Annotated in this window: 12 protein-coding genes; 4 read left to right on the top strand and 8 right to left on the bottom strand. The window is 65.5% G+C overall.

Annotation, left to right across the window (positions count from 1 at the left end; all coding sequences use genetic code 11):
* Complete coding sequence (gene mctP, locus J2R78_RS11030; RefSeq protein WP_253604352.1) at nt 1–1,491, top strand: monocarboxylate uptake permease MctP; 1,491 nt, start codon at nt 1–3, stop codon at nt 1,489–1,491.
* Here mctP and J2R78_RS11025 read toward each other — a convergent pair.
* Complete coding sequence (locus J2R78_RS11025; protein WP_253604351.1) at nt 1,462–4,938, bottom strand: indolepyruvate ferredoxin oxidoreductase family protein; 3,477 nt, start codon at nt 4,936–4,938, stop codon at nt 1,462–1,464. The two genes, mctP and J2R78_RS11025, sit on opposite strands and share 30 nt — an antisense overlap.
* A gap of 157 nt (nt 4,939–5,095) precedes the next feature.
* On the opposite strand from J2R78_RS11025, the gene J2R78_RS11020 reads away from it, so the two are divergent.
* Nucleotides 5,096–5,551, top strand: coding sequence for an Lrp/AsnC family transcriptional regulator (locus J2R78_RS11020; protein WP_057015467.1), 456 nt, complete (start codon nt 5,096–5,098; stop codon nt 5,549–5,551).
* 308 nt (nt 5,552–5,859) lie between these two features.
* On the opposite strand, the gene J2R78_RS11015 is transcribed toward J2R78_RS11020, so the two are convergent.
* Both J2R78_RS11015 and J2R78_RS11010 read right to left on the bottom strand, forming a co-directional pair.
* Nucleotides 5,860–6,360, bottom strand: coding sequence for a hypothetical protein (locus J2R78_RS11015; protein WP_253604350.1), 501 nt, complete (start codon nt 6,358–6,360; stop codon nt 5,860–5,862).
* Between the two features lie 57 nt (nt 6,361–6,417).
* Nucleotides 6,418–6,852, bottom strand: a complete 435-nt coding sequence (locus tag J2R78_RS11010) for a hypothetical protein (protein WP_253604349.1) — start codon at nt 6,850–6,852, stop codon at nt 6,418–6,420.
* A 110-nt stretch (nt 6,853–6,962) separates the two neighbouring features.
* Here J2R78_RS11010 and J2R78_RS11005 point away from each other — a divergent pair, with 110 nt between their 5' ends.
* The gene (locus J2R78_RS11005) at nt 6,963–7,883 is read left to right on the top strand and encodes a LysR family transcriptional regulator (RefSeq protein WP_253604348.1); all 921 of its coding nucleotides are present in this window, start codon (nt 6,963–6,965) and stop codon (nt 7,881–7,883) included.
* 54 nt (nt 7,884–7,937) lie between these two features.
* On the opposite strand, the gene J2R78_RS11000 is transcribed toward J2R78_RS11005, so the two are convergent.
* From J2R78_RS11000 to J2R78_RS10985, 4 genes are all read right to left on the bottom strand, one after another.
* Complete coding sequence (locus tag J2R78_RS11000; protein ID WP_253604347.1) at nt 7,938–8,993, bottom strand: serine hydrolase; 1,056 nt, start codon at nt 8,991–8,993, stop codon at nt 7,938–7,940.
* 483 nt (nt 8,994–9,476) lie between these two features.
* A complete protein-coding gene (locus J2R78_RS10995) occupies nt 9,477–10,262 on the bottom strand; it encodes a fumarylacetoacetate hydrolase family protein (RefSeq protein ID WP_253604345.1) in 786 nt (261 codons plus the stop codon).
* A 12-nt stretch (nt 10,263–10,274) separates the two neighbouring features.
* Nucleotides 10,275–11,639, bottom strand: coding sequence for an LLM class flavin-dependent oxidoreductase (locus J2R78_RS10990; RefSeq protein ID WP_253604343.1), 1,365 nt, complete (start codon nt 11,637–11,639; stop codon nt 10,275–10,277).
* Nucleotides 11,640–11,663: 24 nt separating this feature from the next.
* Nucleotides 11,664–12,716, bottom strand: a complete 1,053-nt coding sequence (locus tag J2R78_RS10985; RefSeq protein WP_253604341.1) for an Ldh family oxidoreductase — start codon at nt 12,714–12,716, stop codon at nt 11,664–11,666.
* Nucleotides 12,717–13,119: 403 nt separating this feature from the next.
* Between J2R78_RS10985 and J2R78_RS10980 the strand changes: the two genes are divergently transcribed.
* Nucleotides 13,120–17,235, top strand: coding sequence for a GAF domain-containing protein (locus tag J2R78_RS10980; protein ID WP_253604339.1), 4,116 nt, complete (start codon nt 13,120–13,122; stop codon nt 17,233–17,235).
* On the opposite strand, the gene J2R78_RS10975 is transcribed toward J2R78_RS10980, so the two are convergent.
* The gene (locus tag J2R78_RS10975) at nt 17,209–17,550 is read right to left on the bottom strand and encodes a hypothetical protein (protein ID WP_253604337.1); all 342 of its coding nucleotides are present in this window, start codon (nt 17,548–17,550) and stop codon (nt 17,209–17,211) included. The genes J2R78_RS10980 and J2R78_RS10975 overlap by 27 nt on opposite strands.
* Nucleotides 17,551–17,589 lie beyond the last annotated feature (39 nt).

Raw genomic sequence — 17,589 nt, 5'->3', positions numbered from 1 at the left:
ATGACCGATCACATCGCCTGGGTGGCGCTCTCCGTCTTCATCTTCTTCTTCGCGCTCGTCACCGTGATGGGCTTCTTCGCGGCGCGCTGGAAATCCGGCCCGGTCAGCGAGCATCTCGACGAATGGGGCCTCGGCGGTCGCCAGTTCGGCACCTGGATCACCTGGTTCCTGGTCGGCGGCGATTTCTACACCGCCTACACCGTGATCGCGGTGCCAGCGCTGGTCTACGCGGTCGGCGCCTACGGCTTCTTCGCGCTGCCCTACACCATCATCGTCTATCCCTTCGTATTCGCTGTCATGCCGGTGCTGTGGAAGAAGGCGCATGCGAACGGCTACGTCACCGCCGCCGATGTCGTCCACGGCGCCTATGGCTCGCGCGCGCTCGAGCTCGCGGTGGCGCTGACCGGCCTGGTCGCGACCATGCCCTACATCGCGTTGCAGCTGATCGGCATGGAGGTCGTGATCAAGGCGATGGGGCTATCCGGCGAACTGCCGATCATCGCCGCCTTCGTGATCCTCGCGCTCTATACCTATAGCTCCGGCCTGCGCGCGCCGGCGCTGATCGCCTTCGTCAAGGACATCATGATCTACATCGTGGTGCTGGCCGCCGTGGTCGTGGTGCCCGCGAAGCTCGGCGGCTACGGCGCGGTGTTCTCGGCCGCCAACGACGCCTTCACGGCGAAGGGCGGCGCCACCGGCCTGACGTTGAAGCCCGGACAGTATCTGCCCTATGCGACGCTGGCGCTGGGCTCGGCGCTCGCCGCCTTCATGTATCCGCACACGCTGACCGGCATCTTCGCCTCGAAGTCGGCGGATACCATCCGCAAGAATGCGATCCTGCTGCCGGCCTATACGCTCTTGCTCGGCCTGATCGCGCTGCTCGGCTACATGGCCTATGCCGCCGGCATCAAGGTGACTTCGCCGAACGACGTGGTGCCGATGCTGTTCAAGACGCTGTTCCCGGAATGGTTCGCGGGCTTTGCGTTCTCGGCGATCGCGATCGGCGCGCTGGTGCCGGCGGCGGTGATGAGCATCGGCGCCGCCAATCTGTTCACCCGCAACGTCTGGAAGGCCTACGTCAATGCGGACATCTCGCACGCCGGTGAGGCGTCGGTGGCGAAGATCACATCGCTGGTGGTCAAGGTCGGTGCGCTCGCCTTCATCCTGTTCCTGCCGACGCAATATGCGCTCGACCTGCAACTGCTCGGCGGCCTCTGGATCGTGCAGACCCTGCCGGCGCTGGTGTTCGGGCTGTTCACCGTCTGGTTCCGCGCCGAAGGGCTGCTGCTCGGCTGGGCGGTCGGCATCGGCTGGGGCACGTATACGGCGTGGAGCAACGGGCTGAAGCCGCTCGCCAGCATCTCGCTCGGCGATGCCAGCTACAGCTTCTATGTCGGCCTCGGCGCGTTGCTGCTCAACATCGTCGTGGCGGTGCTCGCGACCGTCGTTGTCGGCCTGATATCACCCGCCAAGCGCCGCGCGGCGGCCTGAGCCGTCGCCTTGGTCTGACGGGGCGGAGGCAAGTCGCGCGGTGAGCCGCGCGACCTCCGCTCTGGTCTTTTCGATCGCGGCATCCTTCACCGGCCCATAACCGCGGATCTCCATCGGCGCCTTTGCCAGCGCGACGAGATCGGGCAGCCGTGCCTTGTCGAGCTTGCCGAGCATGGTCTCGATCAGCGCCTCATACCAGGTGATCAGCTCGCGCTCGGTGCGGCGCTCCGCGGTGTAGCCGAACACGTCGAACGCCGTGCCGCGCAGCCCTTTCAGGCCCGCGAGCAACCGCAGCGGCGTCTGGATCCATTGTCCGAACGCGCGCTTCCTCGGCCGTCCCCGTGCATCGCGCTGCGCCGGGAGGAACGGTGGCGCAAGGTGATATTGCACCGTGAAGTCGCCGTCGAATTCTTGGCTGAGCTCGTCGAGGAAGCCGCTCTGCATATGCAGCCGCGCCACCTCATATTCGTCCTTGTAGGCCATCAGCTTGAACAGCGACCGGGCCACGGCGTCGGTCAAGGTCTCGCTGCCGAGCGCCACTTCGGCGCGACGCACGCGGTCGATTGTCGCCCGATAGCGCGCAGCATAGGCCTCGTCCTGATACGCCCTGAGGAAATCGGCGCGCCGCGCGATCATCTGCTCCAGCGTTTCGGGCACATCGGTTGCAGCACCGTCGGCCTTCGGCAAGAACCCCGGATCGGCGAAGGCGATCCGGCCCCACGCCAGCGCCTGCCTGTTGCGCTCGATGGCGACGCCGTTCAATTCGATCGCGCGGATCAGCGCATCCAGCGAGACCGGCACCAGGCCCTGCTGCCAGGCAAAGCCGAGCATGATGATGTTGGCAAAGACGCTGTCGCCGAGCAGCCGCTCGCCCAGCGCGTTGGCGTCGATCATGGTGAGGTTGCCCGACCCGATCACCCGCTCGATGGCGCGTAAGCGAACCGGCGAGGCGAGGTCGGCATCGCGGAAGCGCACCACGTCGCCGGTCGGCATCTCGGCGGTATTGACCGCAGCGCACATCCCCTTGCGATAGGTGCCGGATGCTTTTGCCGACGAGCTCACCACGAGGTCGCAACCGATCAGCGCGTCGGCCGCGCCCTGGTCGATCCGCACCTGATGCAGCGCGTCGGGTGTGGCCGCCAGCCGCAGGTAGCTCAGCACCGGGCCGAACTTCTGCGCAAAACCAGTGAAGTCGAGCACCGAGACGCCGCGGCCCTCGAGATGCGCGGCCATCGCGATCAATGCGCCGACTGTAATGACGCCGGTGCCGCCGACGCCCGTGACCAAGAGATCATAGGGCCGCTCGAGCGCCGCGAGCTCCGGCATCGGCAGCGCCGCTGCACGCGTCAGCGGATCGATCGCGCTCGCGCTCTTCGCCCGCCGCTTGCCGCCCTCGATGGTGACGAAGCTCGGGCAGAAGCCGTTGAGGCAGGAGAAATCCTTGTTGCAGGTCGAGAGGTTGATCCGGCGCTTGCGGCCGAACGGCGTCTCCCTCGGCTCGACGCTGAGGCAGTTGGATTCCACCGAGCAGTCGCCGCAACCCTCGCAGACGAGGTCGTTGATGAAGGCAAAGCGCGCGGGATCCTTGATCTGTCCGCGCTTGCGCCGCCGCCGCTTCTCGGTGGCGCAGGTCTGCTGATAGATCAGCACGGTGACGCCGGGAACAGCGCGCAGCTCGCGCTGCACGGCGTCCATCGCCTCGCGCGGATGGATGGTGACGCCCACGGGCAGGTCGGCCGGCGAGAAATGCGCGGGATCGTCGGAGACCAGCGCGATCCGCGCGACGCCCTCGGCGCGGACAGAGTGCGCGATCGCCTGCACGCTGACCGGGCCGTCGACCGGCTGGCCGCCGGTCATCGCCACCGCGTCATTGAACAGGATCTTGTAGGTGATGTTGGCTTTCGCAGAGATCGCCTGCCGGATCGCCATCGAGCCGGAGTGATAGTAGGTGCCTTCGCCGAGATTCTGGAAGACGTGGCTGTTGCCGGTGAATTTCGACGATGCCGCCCAGTTGACGCCTTCGCCGCCCATCTGGATCAGCGACGAGGTCTCGCGGTCCATCCAGCTTGCCATGAAGTGGCAGCCGATGCCGGCCAGCGCCTTGGAGCCCTCGGGCACTTTCGTCGAGGTGTTATGCGGGCAGCCCGAGCAGAAATACGGCGTACGGGTCGCGCCCGGCACCGCGATCATGCGGTCCTGTTCCGGCACCAGCGCGGCGACGCGGCGAGCGAGTTGCAATTCCGGAAACGTCGGGTCGAGCCGGCGCGCCAGCACGTCGGCGAGCATGCGCGGCGACAATTCGCCGGTCCAGGAGATCAGCCGCGCGCCGCTCTCGTCATGCTTGCCGACCATCCGGTCCGGCTTGGCGCCGGGATAGTCGTAGAAATACTCCTTGAACTGGCTCTCGATGATGCCGCGCTTCTCCTCGACCACGAGGATCTCGCGCTTGCCCTTCACGAACTCCATCGCATCGTGCAGCGCCAGCGGCCACACCATGCCGACCTTGTAGATGTCGATGCCGAAGCGGCGGCACGCCGCCTCGTCGAGGCCGACCAGCCGCAGCGCTTCCATCAGATCGAGATGCGCCTTGCCCGTGGTGACGATGCCGTAGCTCGCATCCTTGATGTCGTAGATGTGGCGATCGATCGGATTGGCTTTCGCGAACGCGTAGACCGCGTGCTTCTTCGCCTCCAGCCGTTCCTCGATCTGCGGGCCCGGCAGATCCGGCCAGCGATAATGCAGGCCGCCGGGCGGCGGCACGAAATCCGGTTGCACGAAACGGCGCGGCGGCGAAAGCTCGACCGAGGCGCCGGATTCCACGATCTCCGAGATCGCCTTGAAGCCGACCCACATGCCGGAGAACCGGCTCAGCGCGTAGCCATACTCGCCGAATGCGAGATATTCGCCGACATCGGCCGGATGCAGCGTCGGCATGAACCAGCTCATGAAGGCGACGTCGGACTGATGCGGCATCGAGGACGACACGCAGCCATGGTCGTCGCCGGCGACGACGAGCACGCCGCCACGCGGCGAGGAGCCATAGGCATTGCCGTGCTTCAGCGCATCGCCGGAACGGTCGACGCCGGGGCCCTTGCCGTACCAAAGGGCGAACACGCCATCGACCTCGCGATCTCTTTGCGTCTCGACCTGCTGCGAGCCGAGTACGGCGGTCGCCGCGAGGTCCTCATTCACCGCGGGCAGGAATTCGATGCGGCTGTCCTTGAGCTGCTCGCCGATCTTCCACAGTTCGAGATCGACGCCGCCGAGCGGCGAGCCGCGATAGCCGGAGATGAAGCCCGCGGTGTTGAGGCCGGCAGCGCGGTCGCGCCGCGCCTGGTCGAGCACGATGCGGACGATCGCTTGCGTGCCGGTGAGGAAGACGCGGCCGCGGTCGCGGCTGTAGCGCTCGGACAGCTGATAGGCGTCGAGCAACGGCATCTGGCCCATGACTGACCTCTCCGAGATTCGCGATGTCTGATCCGACAAGGCTATGCCTGTGGGCGTGGTAGGTCTTACCTATCCATTCATTTGTCGCGGAAAAATCGGCAGGATATTGCTGAGAACGATGTAGTTCGGTAGGATCTACCAAATCGAGGGCCTCGCAATGGTCGAAGAGCAGGACGAGAAAATCCTCGCCGAACTGCAGAAGGACGGCCGCGCCACCAACCAGCAGCTTGCGGAAACCGTTGGGATGTCGACCTCGGCGTGCTGGCGCCGGGTCCGTGCGCTGGAAGAGTCCGGGGTCATCTCGGGCTATTCGGCGCTGGTGGCGCGCGAGCGCGCCGGCTTTGCGACCTCGGCGATCCTGCACGTCTCGCTCGAGCGGCACGACGTGAAGTTCGTCGACGAGTTCGTCGCGCGGGTGATGAAGCGCCGCGAAGTGCTGGAATGCTTCGCGACCACCGGCGACGCCGATTATCATCTGCGCGTCGTGGTGCGCGACATGGACGCCTACAACAAATTCCTCGACGAGTTCATGTTCCGCATCCCCGGCATCCGCCACGTCCGCACCAACGTGATCCTGAAGGAGATCAAGACCGGCGTGGCGTTGCCGTTTTGAAGTGATGTGGTCTGACGACGATGATGGGGCCGCGCGCTCAATTTTGTCCCGTCACCCTGAGGAGGCCGCGTAGCGGCCGTCTCGAAGGGCGAACGGCCACCAGCCGGGCCGTGCATCCTTCGAGGCTCGCCCAGCGGCGCAAGTGCGCCGCGAGGCTCGCGCCTCCAGCGACAAAGGCGAAGCCTTTGCGCGGGGATGACGGTCGAACCAGTCGGTAGGATGGGTAGAGCGAAGCGAAACCCATCATGGTGCCGCGGGTTCGACTTGATGGGTTTCGCTACGCTCTACCCATCCTACGAAGATACGGGTCATGCTGCCTGTTCTGTCGACTTGGTCTTCAACAGAATCATGAACACCATGACATGGCTGACCAGCAGCAGCGGCACATAGAGCGCCGGAATATAGATGCCGGCGCCGAACAGGCCGGGATCGCCGATCTTCACGCCGTTGTAATAGGCGTTGAGAAGGTCCAGCGTGCCCCAGATGTTGAAGACCCAGACGATCGGAATCGCGATCGCCCACCGCCAGGACAGCGCCGCCATCGCAAGCAGCGCGAGAACGGCGGCGACGAGATCGCCCCATCCGACCTCGCTTGCGAAATCCGCGCTCAACTGCGGCGACACGAACCCGGCCACCATGAAGTTCATACCCAGGAACCTGAACGCATGGAACGCTGCGAGCAGCCGGAGCGCGTTGTCACGTGGCATCGCGCGGAGCGCCGGCCAGACGTAGGTGACGGCCACGACGGCGCTTGTCAGAAACCCGCCGGCGACGCTGAGGACGAATGGAAGATTGAAGCCCGGGGGCATCGGCGGATTCCCTTGTTGTCGATCGGTTCGGTTGGCTTGCGTTCAGGACCTTGACGCTCAGGGCTTGGCGACGAGCAGGCGGAGCGGCAGCAGCGGGCCGACCCCGATGTACTCGTGATCCATCAGATCGAGCTTGGACAACGGCAGGCCTTCCATGATCGCGTGCGCCTCGGATGCATCCTTGGCGTCGAGCAGCAAGACCACGCCGCGCCCGTCGGAGCGCGAATACCATTCGCGAATCTTGCCGTTGAGATAGAGCTGCACGGTCTGCCGGATTTCGTCCGGCATCACGGCCATCACCTGATCGCGGGTGACGCCGGCTTTCGCGGTGAGGATGACCATCACGCCGGTGGTGACGGTGGAGGTGGCTTGGGCTTGTGCTTGAGCTTGGGCAAAGGAGGGGGCGGTCATGGAAGTGGTGCCTGTCAAAGTGAGGGTGAGAGCCAGGATTGTGTGACGGATTGCTTGCATCGGTCGCATGTCTCCGTTCACGACGGATGTCGTGATGTCGCGTGAGCAGCGCAGGTCGCGTTGCCGCTGCTTGTGGCTCCGATGTAGGGCGGCTTTCCGCGAGCGACTATTCGCGATAATGTTCACAGGCCATGAAGCAGAACTTCACAGTCCGGCAGGGCGCGCTCGACGGTGTCGAGGCATTCCTGGCCGTCGCCCAGCACCGCAGTTTTCGCCGCGCGGCGGCCGAGCTCGGCGTCACGCCATCGGCGATCAGCCAAGCGGTGCGCGCCCTTGAGGCGCGCCTCGGCGCCGTGTTGTTCATCCGCACCACCCGCAGCGTCGGGCTGACCGATGCCGGCGAACGGTTTCTGGCGCGCGCAAGACCGGCATTCGAGGAGCTGGTCGCGGCGAGTGGGGCGGCGCGCGAGCTCGGGCAGAAGCCCGCCGGGCTATTGCGTCTCACCGTACCGCGCTCGGTGGTGCCGATCCTGCTGGAGCCGCTGATCGCGTCGTTCTGCAAGGCCTATCCCGAGATCGAGGTCGAGCTCGCCGCCAGCGAGGAATTGGTCGACCTCGCCGCCGGCGGCTTCGATGCCGGCATCCGGATGGGCCAGTTCATCAACCCGGACATGGTCGCGGTGCGCCTGACCAAGCCGTTCCCGTTCGCCATCGTCGGTAGCCCGGACTATCTCGCGCGCCGCGGCCGCCCCAAGCGCCCGGACGATTTGCGCGAACACGCGTGCCTGCGGCTGCGGCGATCGAACGGCGGGCTCGCGCCATGGTCGCTGAACGACAATGGCCGTTCGATCGAGCTTACCGTGTCGGGATCCTTCATCGGCCATGACTTCCCGACGCTGGTCGGCGCCGCCATCGAAGGCGTGGGCCTCGCGCAGGTCCCCGCACCGCTGATATCAGGCGCCGTGAAGGAGAAGAAGCTCGTCCGCGTGCTGGAGCCATTCGCACCGACCACGCCGGGCGTGTTCCTCTACTATCCCGGCCACCGCCAGATCATGCCGAAGCTGCGCGCCTTCATCGATCACGTGAAGAGCAGGCCGCGGGCTGGACGGTGAGGAGAGCCCGGATTTGCATTGCTCGTTCAGGTCATCTCGGAATGACGGGAGGGTCTAGGCGCGCTTCTGAGGATGCCAGTCAGGCACCGTCTTGACCATGTGCCAGATCAGCAGGTCGAGGGCGCGGGTCATGCCTTCCCGCGATCTGGTGTTGGTGAACGCCGACCAGCAGAACTCGCCGCTGGTTCGCACCGAGATCGTCGTCGTTCCGTCCAGCAGGCCGCTGTGCCACCAATTATTGTTCGCGGTGACGAACAGGCCCTTGGCGTAGCGGGGGTTGATGGCGCTGGGGGTGCTCATGACGCGGAGACTGTCGTCGGTCAGCAGCTGCTCAGTGTCCTTGAAGCCGTCGATATGGACGAACAGCGTCGTCAAATCGCCCGGCGTCGCAATCCAGCCGCCGTGCGAATCCATCCGGGCGACGTTCATCCGGTACGGATCGCCGGTCTGGCTGTAGTATTTCACTTCGTTGCTTGCGCGCTCGCTCAGCGTATTGCCGGCAATCTGCATGTCGGTGATGCCGCATCGCTTCAGGACGGCGTCCTTGATGTATTGCTCGTAGCTCTGGCCGCTCAGCTTTTCGATCACGCGGCCGAGGATGCAATAGCCGAAGTTCGAATAGGCATAGGCTTCGCCTGGCGGACTGGTGAGCGGCATATGCTCCAGCGTCCAGCTGATCAGTTCGCGATGCTTCAGGTTCTGGTTCATGAACATCGGATCGCGAAACTGGTTTCCCCAGGTTCCGGTGGTGTGGGTCAAGAGATGCTCGATCGTGATCTGCTCGACATGGGAGCGAGACGAGCCGACTGGCATCAAGCTTGGCAGCGTGGGTGTCGTCGGATAGTCCTTGCCGAGAATGGAGCTTGCGCCGAACACATAGTCGCCGAGCCGCAATTTGCCGGCCTCGATCAGGGTGAAGATCCCGGTCGAGGTCACAGGCTTCGATATGCTCGCGATCCGGAAGCGGTGTTGCGGGGTCAATGCTTCGCCGGTCTCCCGATCCGCAACGCCGAACGCCTCGACATAAGCGGGCTTTCCCTTGATTGCGATCGCGATCGAAAGACCCGGTACATCGTAGTCCTTCATGAAGTCGGCGGCCAGGTCAGCCATCTGCTTGCGTTGCTCCGACGTCGGACGCTCCGCGGGCTGCTCGGCAAGGGCGGTCGACGGCCCGCAAACGATCCCTGCGGCCGATAGCAGGGAGCCCTGAAGCAACGTTCGGCGTGAAAGTGGCATGGCTGACTTGTCTGATGAGTGCGCGCGGACCTTATTGCGCTTCGCCCTGTGTTGTCACGATGCGAACGGCTGTGTGATCACGTCACGATGGCCCGTCGGGCAAATGATGTCGCGAGAATGCGGATGTATGATCCACAAGCGGCGCCACAAACTCGCCGTCGTCCCGGCGAAAGCCGGGACGACAAATGGAGAGAGAAGCGACCCGGTCCATCACCGTCATGCTGAGGTGCGAGCGCAGCGAGCCTCGAAGCACGACGGCCCGGCTCTCGACGCAAGGATGGAGCGGCGGCCGTGCATCCTTCGAGGCTCGCTTCGCGAGCACCTCAGGATGACGGCTCTAAAGTGGTGCAAGCCGCCTCACACCTTCTCCCTCACGAACCTGTTCCGCAGCGTGCCGATGCCGGTGATGTCGATCTCGACCACGTCGCCGTCCTTCAGGTCCGGCGAGGCGCCGTCGGTGCCCATCCAGATCACGTCGCCGGGCGACAGCGTGAAATATTTGGTCAGTTCGACGAGGAACGGGACGATGCCGAAGATCATCTCGTTGGTGTGGAAGCGGCCGGTTTCCTTGCCGTTGACGCGGATCGCGGTCTCCATGCGGTCGAGGTCGACATCGGTCTCGATCCACGGACCCATCGGCTTGAAGGTATCGGCGTTCTTGGCACGCCACAGTCCGCGATCGGCCTTCTGCCAGCTGCGTTCGGAGACGTCGTTGCCGATGGTGTAGCCGAACACGCAGTCCATCGCGTTGGCCTCGGTCAGGTGCTTGGCGGTCTTGCCGATCACGACGACGAGCTCGCCCTCGTAATGGATCTTCTCGGTCGCGCTCGCGGGGATCACGACGTTCTCGTCATGGGCGATCAGCGCGTTCTGCGCGCGGTAGCCGATCTCGGGATGATCGGGAACGTTCGGCACCGTGCCGGCCTTGTCGGCGGCTTCTTTGAGGTGTTTCAAATAATTCAGCCCGACGCAGTAGAAGGTGCGCGGGATCAGCGGCAGCTCGATCTTGACGTCCTTCAACGCATGCGTCTTCGACGTCTTGCTCCATTCACCGAAGGGATCGCCATTGACGGTGGTGACGGCGTCGCCCTCGACGAGGCCCCAAGACGTAGTGCCTGCGGCAGTAAATTTCAGCCAGCGCATGATGATGTCCCTCTATTCCGCGGCCTGCGCGCGGGTCTTCCAGGCGCCCGCGGCCGGGCGCTTCAGCCCGAGATTCTCGCGCAGCGTCGTGCCGGCGTAATCCTTGTGGAACAGCCCGCGCTTCTGCAGTTCGGGCACCACGTGGTTGACGAAGTCGGCATAGGAGCCCGGCACGTAGCTCGCCGCGACGACGAAGCCGTCGCAGCCGCGATTGACAAACATCTCCTCCAGCCGGTCGGCGATCTCCTTCGGGCCGCCGACCATCGCGTCCTGCACCTGGCCGCGGCCGGAGAAGGTGATGAAATCGCGGGTCGAGGGATTGCTCTTGCCGGAGGTGCGCAGCACGCCGTCGCGAATGCCGAGCATGCCTTGCATGCCCTGCAACTCCTCGGTGGTCAGCGGCTCGTCGATCGGTTTGGCGCCGAAATCGAAGTTGAGGCCTTCGGCGAGCAGCGACAACGCGTCGATCTCGAGCGGCAGCTTCTGGATCACCGCCATCCGGTCCTCGGCCTCGGCCTTGGTCGCGCCGGTGACCGGGGTGATCAGATTGCAGAGGAACATCTGGTCGGGATCGCGCCCGGCCTTGGCGGCTTCGCCCCGGATCGCGTCATAGCCCTGCCTGGCATTGGCGAGGTTGCGCGCCGCGGTGAAGATCACCTCACCCCAACGCCCGGCAAAGCGCTGGCCGCGGCCGGAGGCGCCGGCCTGGATCACGACGGGATGGCCCTGCGGCGAGCGCGGCACCGTGAACGGGCCGCGCGAGGTGAAGAACGCGCCCTTGTGGTCGAGCCGCTTCACCTTGGTCGGATCGGCGAAGCGGCCGCTCTTCTTGTCGATCAGCAGCGAACCGTCTTCCCAGGCGTCCCAGTGGCCGAGCACCACCTCCATGAACTCGTCGGCGCGGTCATAGCGATGGTCGTGCTCGAGATGCTGCTCGCGGCCCATGTTGAGCGCTTCGCCGTCATTGACCGACGTCACCACGTTCCAGGCGGCGCGGCCACCCGTCATCAGGTCGAGCGTGGCGAAACGGCGGGCGACGTCGAACGGCTCGAAATAGGTGGTGGAGGCGGTCGAGGCGAGGCCGAGCTTGGTGGTGACCATGCCCATCGTGGTCAGCACCACGATCGGGTCCATCTTCACGCAGCGGATGCCGTATTCGACGGTGTGGGCGTGATCGTTGCCGTAGCGATCGGGCATCGCGAGGCGATCGTCGAAGAACGCCATGTGGAACTTGCCGCGCTCCAGGATGCGCGCGATCTCCTGATAGTAGTCCGCCGACATCGAATCGTCGCGCGATTCCGGGTGGCGCCAGGAGCTCGGCAGGTTGGTGCAGTTCTGCGCCTGCAAAAAGCCAACCAGCGCCATTTGCCGTGTCATGTCGTTCTCCTGTGTCCGCAACTGTCAGCGAAGGTCGAGCTCATCGGTGAGCTTGTAATCGGCGGCGAGCGCCTTGAGCTTGTCCCAGGTCGCATCCTCGATCTCGATGCCGTCCTTGCGCCGCTGCTGCTCGCGCAGATATTCGATCTCGCCGGGATAGAACACGCCGCGGCTCCCTTCCGAGGGCGGCGTCGATTTCAAATAGCGGGCGAAGTCGGCGACCTCCTTCCTGAAGTCCATGAGCGGACGGAATGCGGCGACGTTGAACACCGCCATGAAGCAGCCGTCGTTGTGTCGGCCGGTCGGCTCGACGCCGAAGCCGAGCCCGGTCAGGAGGCCGCACAGCACCTCGACCATCGCGGCAAGGCCCGAGCCCTTGTAGCCCTCGCTGCCGCCGAGCGGCAGCAGCGCGCCGCCCTTGCGGTAGTCCTTCGGGTCAGTGGTGTCGCGCCCCTCGGCATCGATAATCCAGCCCTTCGGGATGCTCTCGCCACGCGCCACCGCGAGCTGGATCTTGCCGGCGGCGACCGCCGAGGTCGCCATATCGAGGTAAAACGGCGCCTCGAGATCGGAGGGCACCGCGATCGAGAGCGGGTTGGTGCCGAGCCGGGCCTCGCGGCCGCCGAACGGCGCCACGTGCTTCGGCGAGCGGCCGGAATCGGCGGCCGCAATCCCGATCATGCCCTCGCGCATCGCCATCATCGGGTAGTGCGCCAGCCGTCCGACGTGGCTTTGGCGGAACACCGTGCAGGCCGCGACATTGGCGGTCTTCGCCTTGTTGATGGTCATCTCCATCGCCTTGGCGTTGACGTGGAAGCCGAAGCCCCAATGACCGTCGATCACGGTCGTGGTCGGTGTCTCCTGCACGATGGTCCATTTCGCGCCGGGCACGATGTGGCCGGCCTTGATGCGGTCGATATAGGTCGGGATTGCGATCACGCCGTGGGAGTCGTGGCCGGCGAGGTTGGCGTTGACGCAGCCGGAGGCGACTGCGCTGGCTTCCTCCTCCGATGCGCCGGCACCCTTGAGGAGTGCCGCGCCGATGCGCGTGAGACGGTCGGCCTGGACGATTGGCATGGGATTTTCCTCGCGGTCTGCCCGCGTGATGCGCGGGTCGTGCTTGCTGTTGTCGACGTCATGCTCTCAAAGCGCCGAGGGGCGAGCAAGGGCAGAAAAATCCGGGCGGCCATACCGCCAGCAGGGTGCTCGCCGCCGCGATTTCACGGAGTGGAACGGGCGCGGTCGCGATGCGGAATTTGGCTGCTCGGGCGGCGCGAGCAGGACGTCCATCCGCGCCTCGCCACCCTCCGCCTCAGGCTGGCACACCGGTGTCCGTAATATCCCGGAAAACCGCCGCCGGCGTTCGTCAGCCGTTTACTTTGTCGTGCAACTTGCCGGATACGCTAACCACCACTTAGGCCTCTCGCGGGCAATGTTCCCCGCCAGATTGGAGGGGTTGGCCCCGGGGCCTTCAGGAATCGTGCAGTCGAGCATCGGGCGTACCTTCGCGGCGTTGAGTGCCACCAACGAAGCGATCCTGTACGCGAAATCACCAGAAGAATTGTACGGCAAGGTCTGCGAAGCCGCGTTCTCGAGCGGGAGCTTCCTGGCCGCGACCGTGTTTTTGCTGGAGCCGGATACCGGTCTCTTGAGGTTCGCGGCTGGCTACGGCGACGATGTCGCGCGACTACGCAGCATCACCATTTCCGCGATCGCCAACACCCCGGAGGGCGAAGGCGTGGCCGGCCGCGCGTTCCGCGACCAGAAGGCCTGCGTCCGCAACGACTATGTCAACGACGCTGTTTCGGCGGCTTGGCGCAGCGGCGCGGCAGCGGCAGGCGTCGGGGCGGCCGCCGCGGTGCCGCTGGTTTGCAACCGGCGCAGCGTCGGCGTCTTCATGGTGACGCGGCGCGAGATCAATTCGCTCAGCGACGAGGCCGTTTCGCTGCTGGAGCGCATGGCCGCGAACGTGTCTTTTGCGCTCGATAATTTCGACCACGAGGCCTCGCGCAAGAGCGGCGAGCGGGCGATGCGCCGGCTCAACCGCATGTTCGGTGCGATCAGCGCAACCAACGAGGCGATCCTTCGCGCCAAGACCGAGCACGATCTCTATCAGCGGGTCTGCGATGCCGCGGTGTTCAGCGGAAAGTCCTTCGCGACGGTGGTGCTGCTGGCCGAACCCGACACGCACTGGTTCGAGCCTGTCGCCGGCACCGGCGAGGCGCTCGACCTGATCACCCAGACGCGCTTCTCGACCGATCCGGACAGCGTCTACGGCAAGGGGATTTGCGGCGAGGCGTTCCGGACCCAGCGGCCCTGCGTCGAGCACGATATCCCGATATCGATGAGCCCGTCGCATATGCCGATCGGCGGCAGCGGCCTGATGGCCTGCGTCGCGCTGCCGCTCATCCGGTTCGGCAAGAGCGTCGGCGTCCTGATCTTCTTCACTAGCAATTCCTGGGCGCGTGACGAGGAGATCATCGCGCTGCTCGCGGGGATCGCCGAGAATGTCTCGGTCGCGCTCGACAATTTCGGCCGTGCCACCGAAAAGGCCAGGGCCGACGCCGAGCGCGAGCGGCTGTCGCGGATGTTCGCGGCGCTGAGCGCGACCAACGAGGCGATCATGCGCGCGAGGTCGCGGCTCGAGATGTTCGAGCTGGTCTGCGCGGCGGCGGCGCATGGCGGCGGATTCAACTCCACCAGCATCCTGATCGCGAAGCCCGGCGACGATTTCCTGGAGATGATGGCGGTCGCAGGGCCTACCGCGGCAAATGCGCGCCGCCTCAACGTCTCCCGCAGCGAGGCACGCCCCGAAGGGCGCGGCGTCTGCGGCCGGGCGTTCCGCTCGCGGCGCGCCTGCATCAACAACGATTTTCTGGGCGACGTCGCCAGCAATCCGTTCCGCGACGTCATCGACCGCGAGGATGCGCGATCGGGCGCGGCATTCCCGCTGATTGTCGACGACGAGCCGGTCGGAGTGATGCTGTTCATCTCTGCCAAGCGCAACACATTCTCGGCTGAATTCGCCGAGCTGCTGCAGCGGCTCGCCGACAACGTCTCCTATGCGCTGGGCAGCTTCGACCGTGCCGACGAGAAGGCGCGGACCGAGGAGCAGAAGGAGCGGCTGCGGCGGATGTTCGCGGCGCTGAGCGCGACCAACGAGGCGATCATGCGGGCGAAATCCCGCAGCGAACTGTTCGATCTGGTCTGCGATGCCGCGGCGGTCGGCGGCCAGTTCGTCTCGGCCACGATCAGGCTGGTGCGGCCGGGCGAGGTCTTCCTGGACAATGTGGCCGCCTCGGGCCCGGACCGGGTGCGGGCCCGAGAGGTTCAGCTGTCGGCCGACGCGACGCGTCCGGAGGGACAGACGCTGACCGGCGTTGCGATCCGCACGCGCAGGCCCTGCATCAGCAACGACTATCTCAGCGATTTCGGCCCCGAATCGCACGTCTATCCGGCCGTACGCGACAGCGGCAGCAAATCGGGCGCAGCCCTGCCGCTGCTCAAGAACGGCGAGGCGATCGGCGCGCTGGTGTTTCTCTCCAGCGAGTTCGGCACCTTCAGCCCGGAGATGATGGCGCTGTTGCAGCGGCTTGCCGAGAACGTGTCGTTTGCGCTGGCCAATTTCGATCGCGCCGACGAGAAGGCGCGGGACGACGAGCAGAAGGAGCGGCTGTCGCGGATGTTCGCGGCGCTGAGCGCGACCAATGAGGCGATCATGCGGGCGAAGTCCCGCGCAGAATTGTATCGACTGGTCTGCGCGGCGGCGGCGACCGGCGGCAAGTTCACCTCGACCACGATCGCGCTGGCGCAGACCGGAAGCGACTATCTGCGGATCGTCGCGATTGCGGGGCCGGCGGCGGAGGGCGCGCGCCAGGTGACGCTCTCGACCAGCGAGGCGCACCCCGAGGGGCGCGGCGCCTGCGGTCGGGCGTTCCGCTCCGGCAAGGCGTGCATCATCAACGACTATTTTGCCGATCCCGAGACCGCCGCTTTCCATGAGCGCGCGCGGCTCGATGGAACGCAGTCCAGCGCCTCGTTTCCGCTTGTTGTCAGCGGGCAGGTGGTCGGGGTCATGATCTTCGTCGCGATCGACAAGGACACGTTCACGCCGGAGTTCGCCGAGTTGCTGCAGCGCCTCGCCGACAATCTGGCGTTCGCGCTCGAGAGCTTCGATCGCGCCGATGAGAAACACAAGGCCGACGAGCGCATCGAATATCTTGCCTCGCACGACAGCCTGACCAATCTGCCGAACCGCGAGACGTTCAACGAGATGCTGCATCACGCGATCTCGGCGGCGGATCGCCATCGCCGGCAGCTCGCGGTGCTGTTCATCGATCTCGACCGCTTCAAGGTGATCAACGATTCGCTCGGCCACGACGCCGGCGACATGCTGCTGGTGGCGATCGCCGAGCGGCTGCGTGGATCGTTGTGCGCGAGCGACGTGGTGGCGCGGCTCGGCGGCGACGAGTTCGTGGTCATCCTCGAGGAAACCGCCGAACGGGACGACGTCGAGCGCATCGCCGGCGATCTTCTGGTTTCGCTCGGCCAGCCGCTGCAGCTCAGCGGGCATGAGTGCCACACCACGGCCTCGATCGGCATCGCGATGTATCCGGCCGACGGCTCCGACGTGCAGACGCTGACCAAGAATGCCGATATGGCGATGTATCTCGCCAAGGAAGACGGCAAGAACGGCTTCCGCTTCTTCTCCAACGAGATCAGGGCGCAGTCGATCGAGCGCCTGACGATGGAGAGCGCATTGCGCCGCGCGCTCGAGCGCAAGCAATTCTCGCTCGACTATCAGCCCAAGGTGGATATGGCGAGCGGGCAGATCAGCGGCGTCGAGGCGCTGCTGCGCTGGACCCATCCGGAACTCGGCAAGGTATCACCGGGGCAGTTCATTCCGCTCGCCGAGGAGACCGGCCTGATCGTGCCGATCGGCCGCTGGGTGCTGAAGGAAGCCTGCGGGCAGAACATGGCGTGGCAGCGCCGCGGCCTCAGGGCCGTGACGATGGCGGTCAACCTTTCACCGCGGCAGTTCGGCGATCCGAACTTGCTCGACGACATCGACGCGGCGCTGGAGGAGAGCGGCATGTCGCCGGCGTTGCTCCAGCTCGAGGTCACCGAGAGCATGGTGATGCGCAACGTGACGCGTGCGGTGCGCGTGCTCGACGCGATCCAGAATCGCGGCATTCGGCTGGCGATCGACGATTTCGGCACCGGCTATTCATCGATGTCGCTGATGAAGCAGTTCCCGATCGACACCATCAAGATCGACCGCTCTTTCGTGCGCGACCTGCCCAATGATTCCGAGGACGTCGCGATCGCGCAGGCGATCATCTCGATGGGCAAGGCGCTTGGCATGACCATCGTCGCCGAGGGCGTCGAGACCTCCGAGCAGCAGGAATTCCTGCGCGCCCATGCCTGCGACGAGATGCAGGGCTTCCTGTTCAGCCGGCCGCTGCCGCCGCGCGATCTCGCCGAATTGTTGAAGCCGTCGCAGGCAGAGGCGTCGCCGCCGTTGCAGCCGTCGCTGGATGGCGAGGCGACCAGCGAGGCCGGGCCGGATCTAGGGCGGAAACGCGCTGTCGTCTGACGGCTGCACGGGCAGGTCGCGAACGTCGGAATCGGTTGATGCGACCTTGCGCGAGAAATCATAGGGCCACGGCAGGATGTCCTGGCCGGCCAACGTCTGGCGCAACACAACGGCAGCCTCCGCAAAGCTCGCGCCGTCGGCAAGGCGGAGCTGGCGGCTCCAGGCGGATGGCAGCGGTTCGGCGGCATCGCGCATCTCGAATGCCGGCCCCCACCACCAGGCCGGCGCGGGCGGCCGTTCCGGTTCCGCAATGGCGCGCCAGCGCGCGAACTCGTCGACGATGCGGGCAAATTGCAGCTTGGCGGCGGGATGCATCGAAGGCCCTTCCTTGGGCCGGGATGATAGCATCGCTCC

The sequence above is a fragment of the Bradyrhizobium sp. USDA 4538 genome (genome assembly GCF_024171045.1).
GTDB classification, from domain to species: Bacteria; Pseudomonadota; Alphaproteobacteria; order Rhizobiales; family Xanthobacteraceae; genus Bradyrhizobium; species Bradyrhizobium australafricanum.
This window is presented reverse-complemented; position numbering and strand designations above follow the sequence as displayed.

Coding starts and splice junctions, on each gene's coding strand:
- J2R78_RS11000 (WP_253604347.1), bottom strand. CDS start 8,993: ATGGCTGACCTGGCCGCCGACTTCATGAAGGACTACGATGTACCGGGT.
- J2R78_RS10990 (WP_253604343.1), bottom strand. CDS start 11,639: ATGACACGGCAAATGGCGCTGGTTGGCTTTTTGCAGGCGCAGAACTGC.
- J2R78_RS10985 (WP_253604341.1), bottom strand. CDS start 12,716: ATGCCAATCGTCCAGGCCGACCGTCTCACGCGCATCGGCGCGGCACTC.
- J2R78_RS11025 (WP_253604351.1), bottom strand. CDS start 4,938: ATGGGCCAGATGCCGTTGCTCGACGCCTATCAGCTGTCCGAGCGCTAC.
- J2R78_RS11020 (WP_057015467.1), top strand. CDS start 5,096: ATGGTCGAAGAGCAGGACGAGAAAATCCTCGCCGAACTGCAGAAGGAC.
- J2R78_RS10975 (WP_253604337.1), bottom strand. CDS start 17,550: ATGCATCCCGCCGCCAAGCTGCAATTTGCCCGCATCGTCGACGAGTTC.
- J2R78_RS11015 (WP_253604350.1), bottom strand. CDS start 6,360: ATGCCCCCGGGCTTCAATCTTCCATTCGTCCTCAGCGTCGCCGGCGGG.
- J2R78_RS10995 (WP_253604345.1), bottom strand. CDS start 10,262: ATGCGCTGGCTGAAATTTACTGCCGCAGGCACTACGTCTTGGGGCCTC.
- mctP (WP_253604352.1), top strand. CDS start 1: ATGACCGATCACATCGCCTGGGTGGCGCTCTCCGTCTTCATCTTCTTC.
- J2R78_RS11005 (WP_253604348.1), top strand. CDS start 6,963: ATGAAGCAGAACTTCACAGTCCGGCAGGGCGCGCTCGACGGTGTCGAG.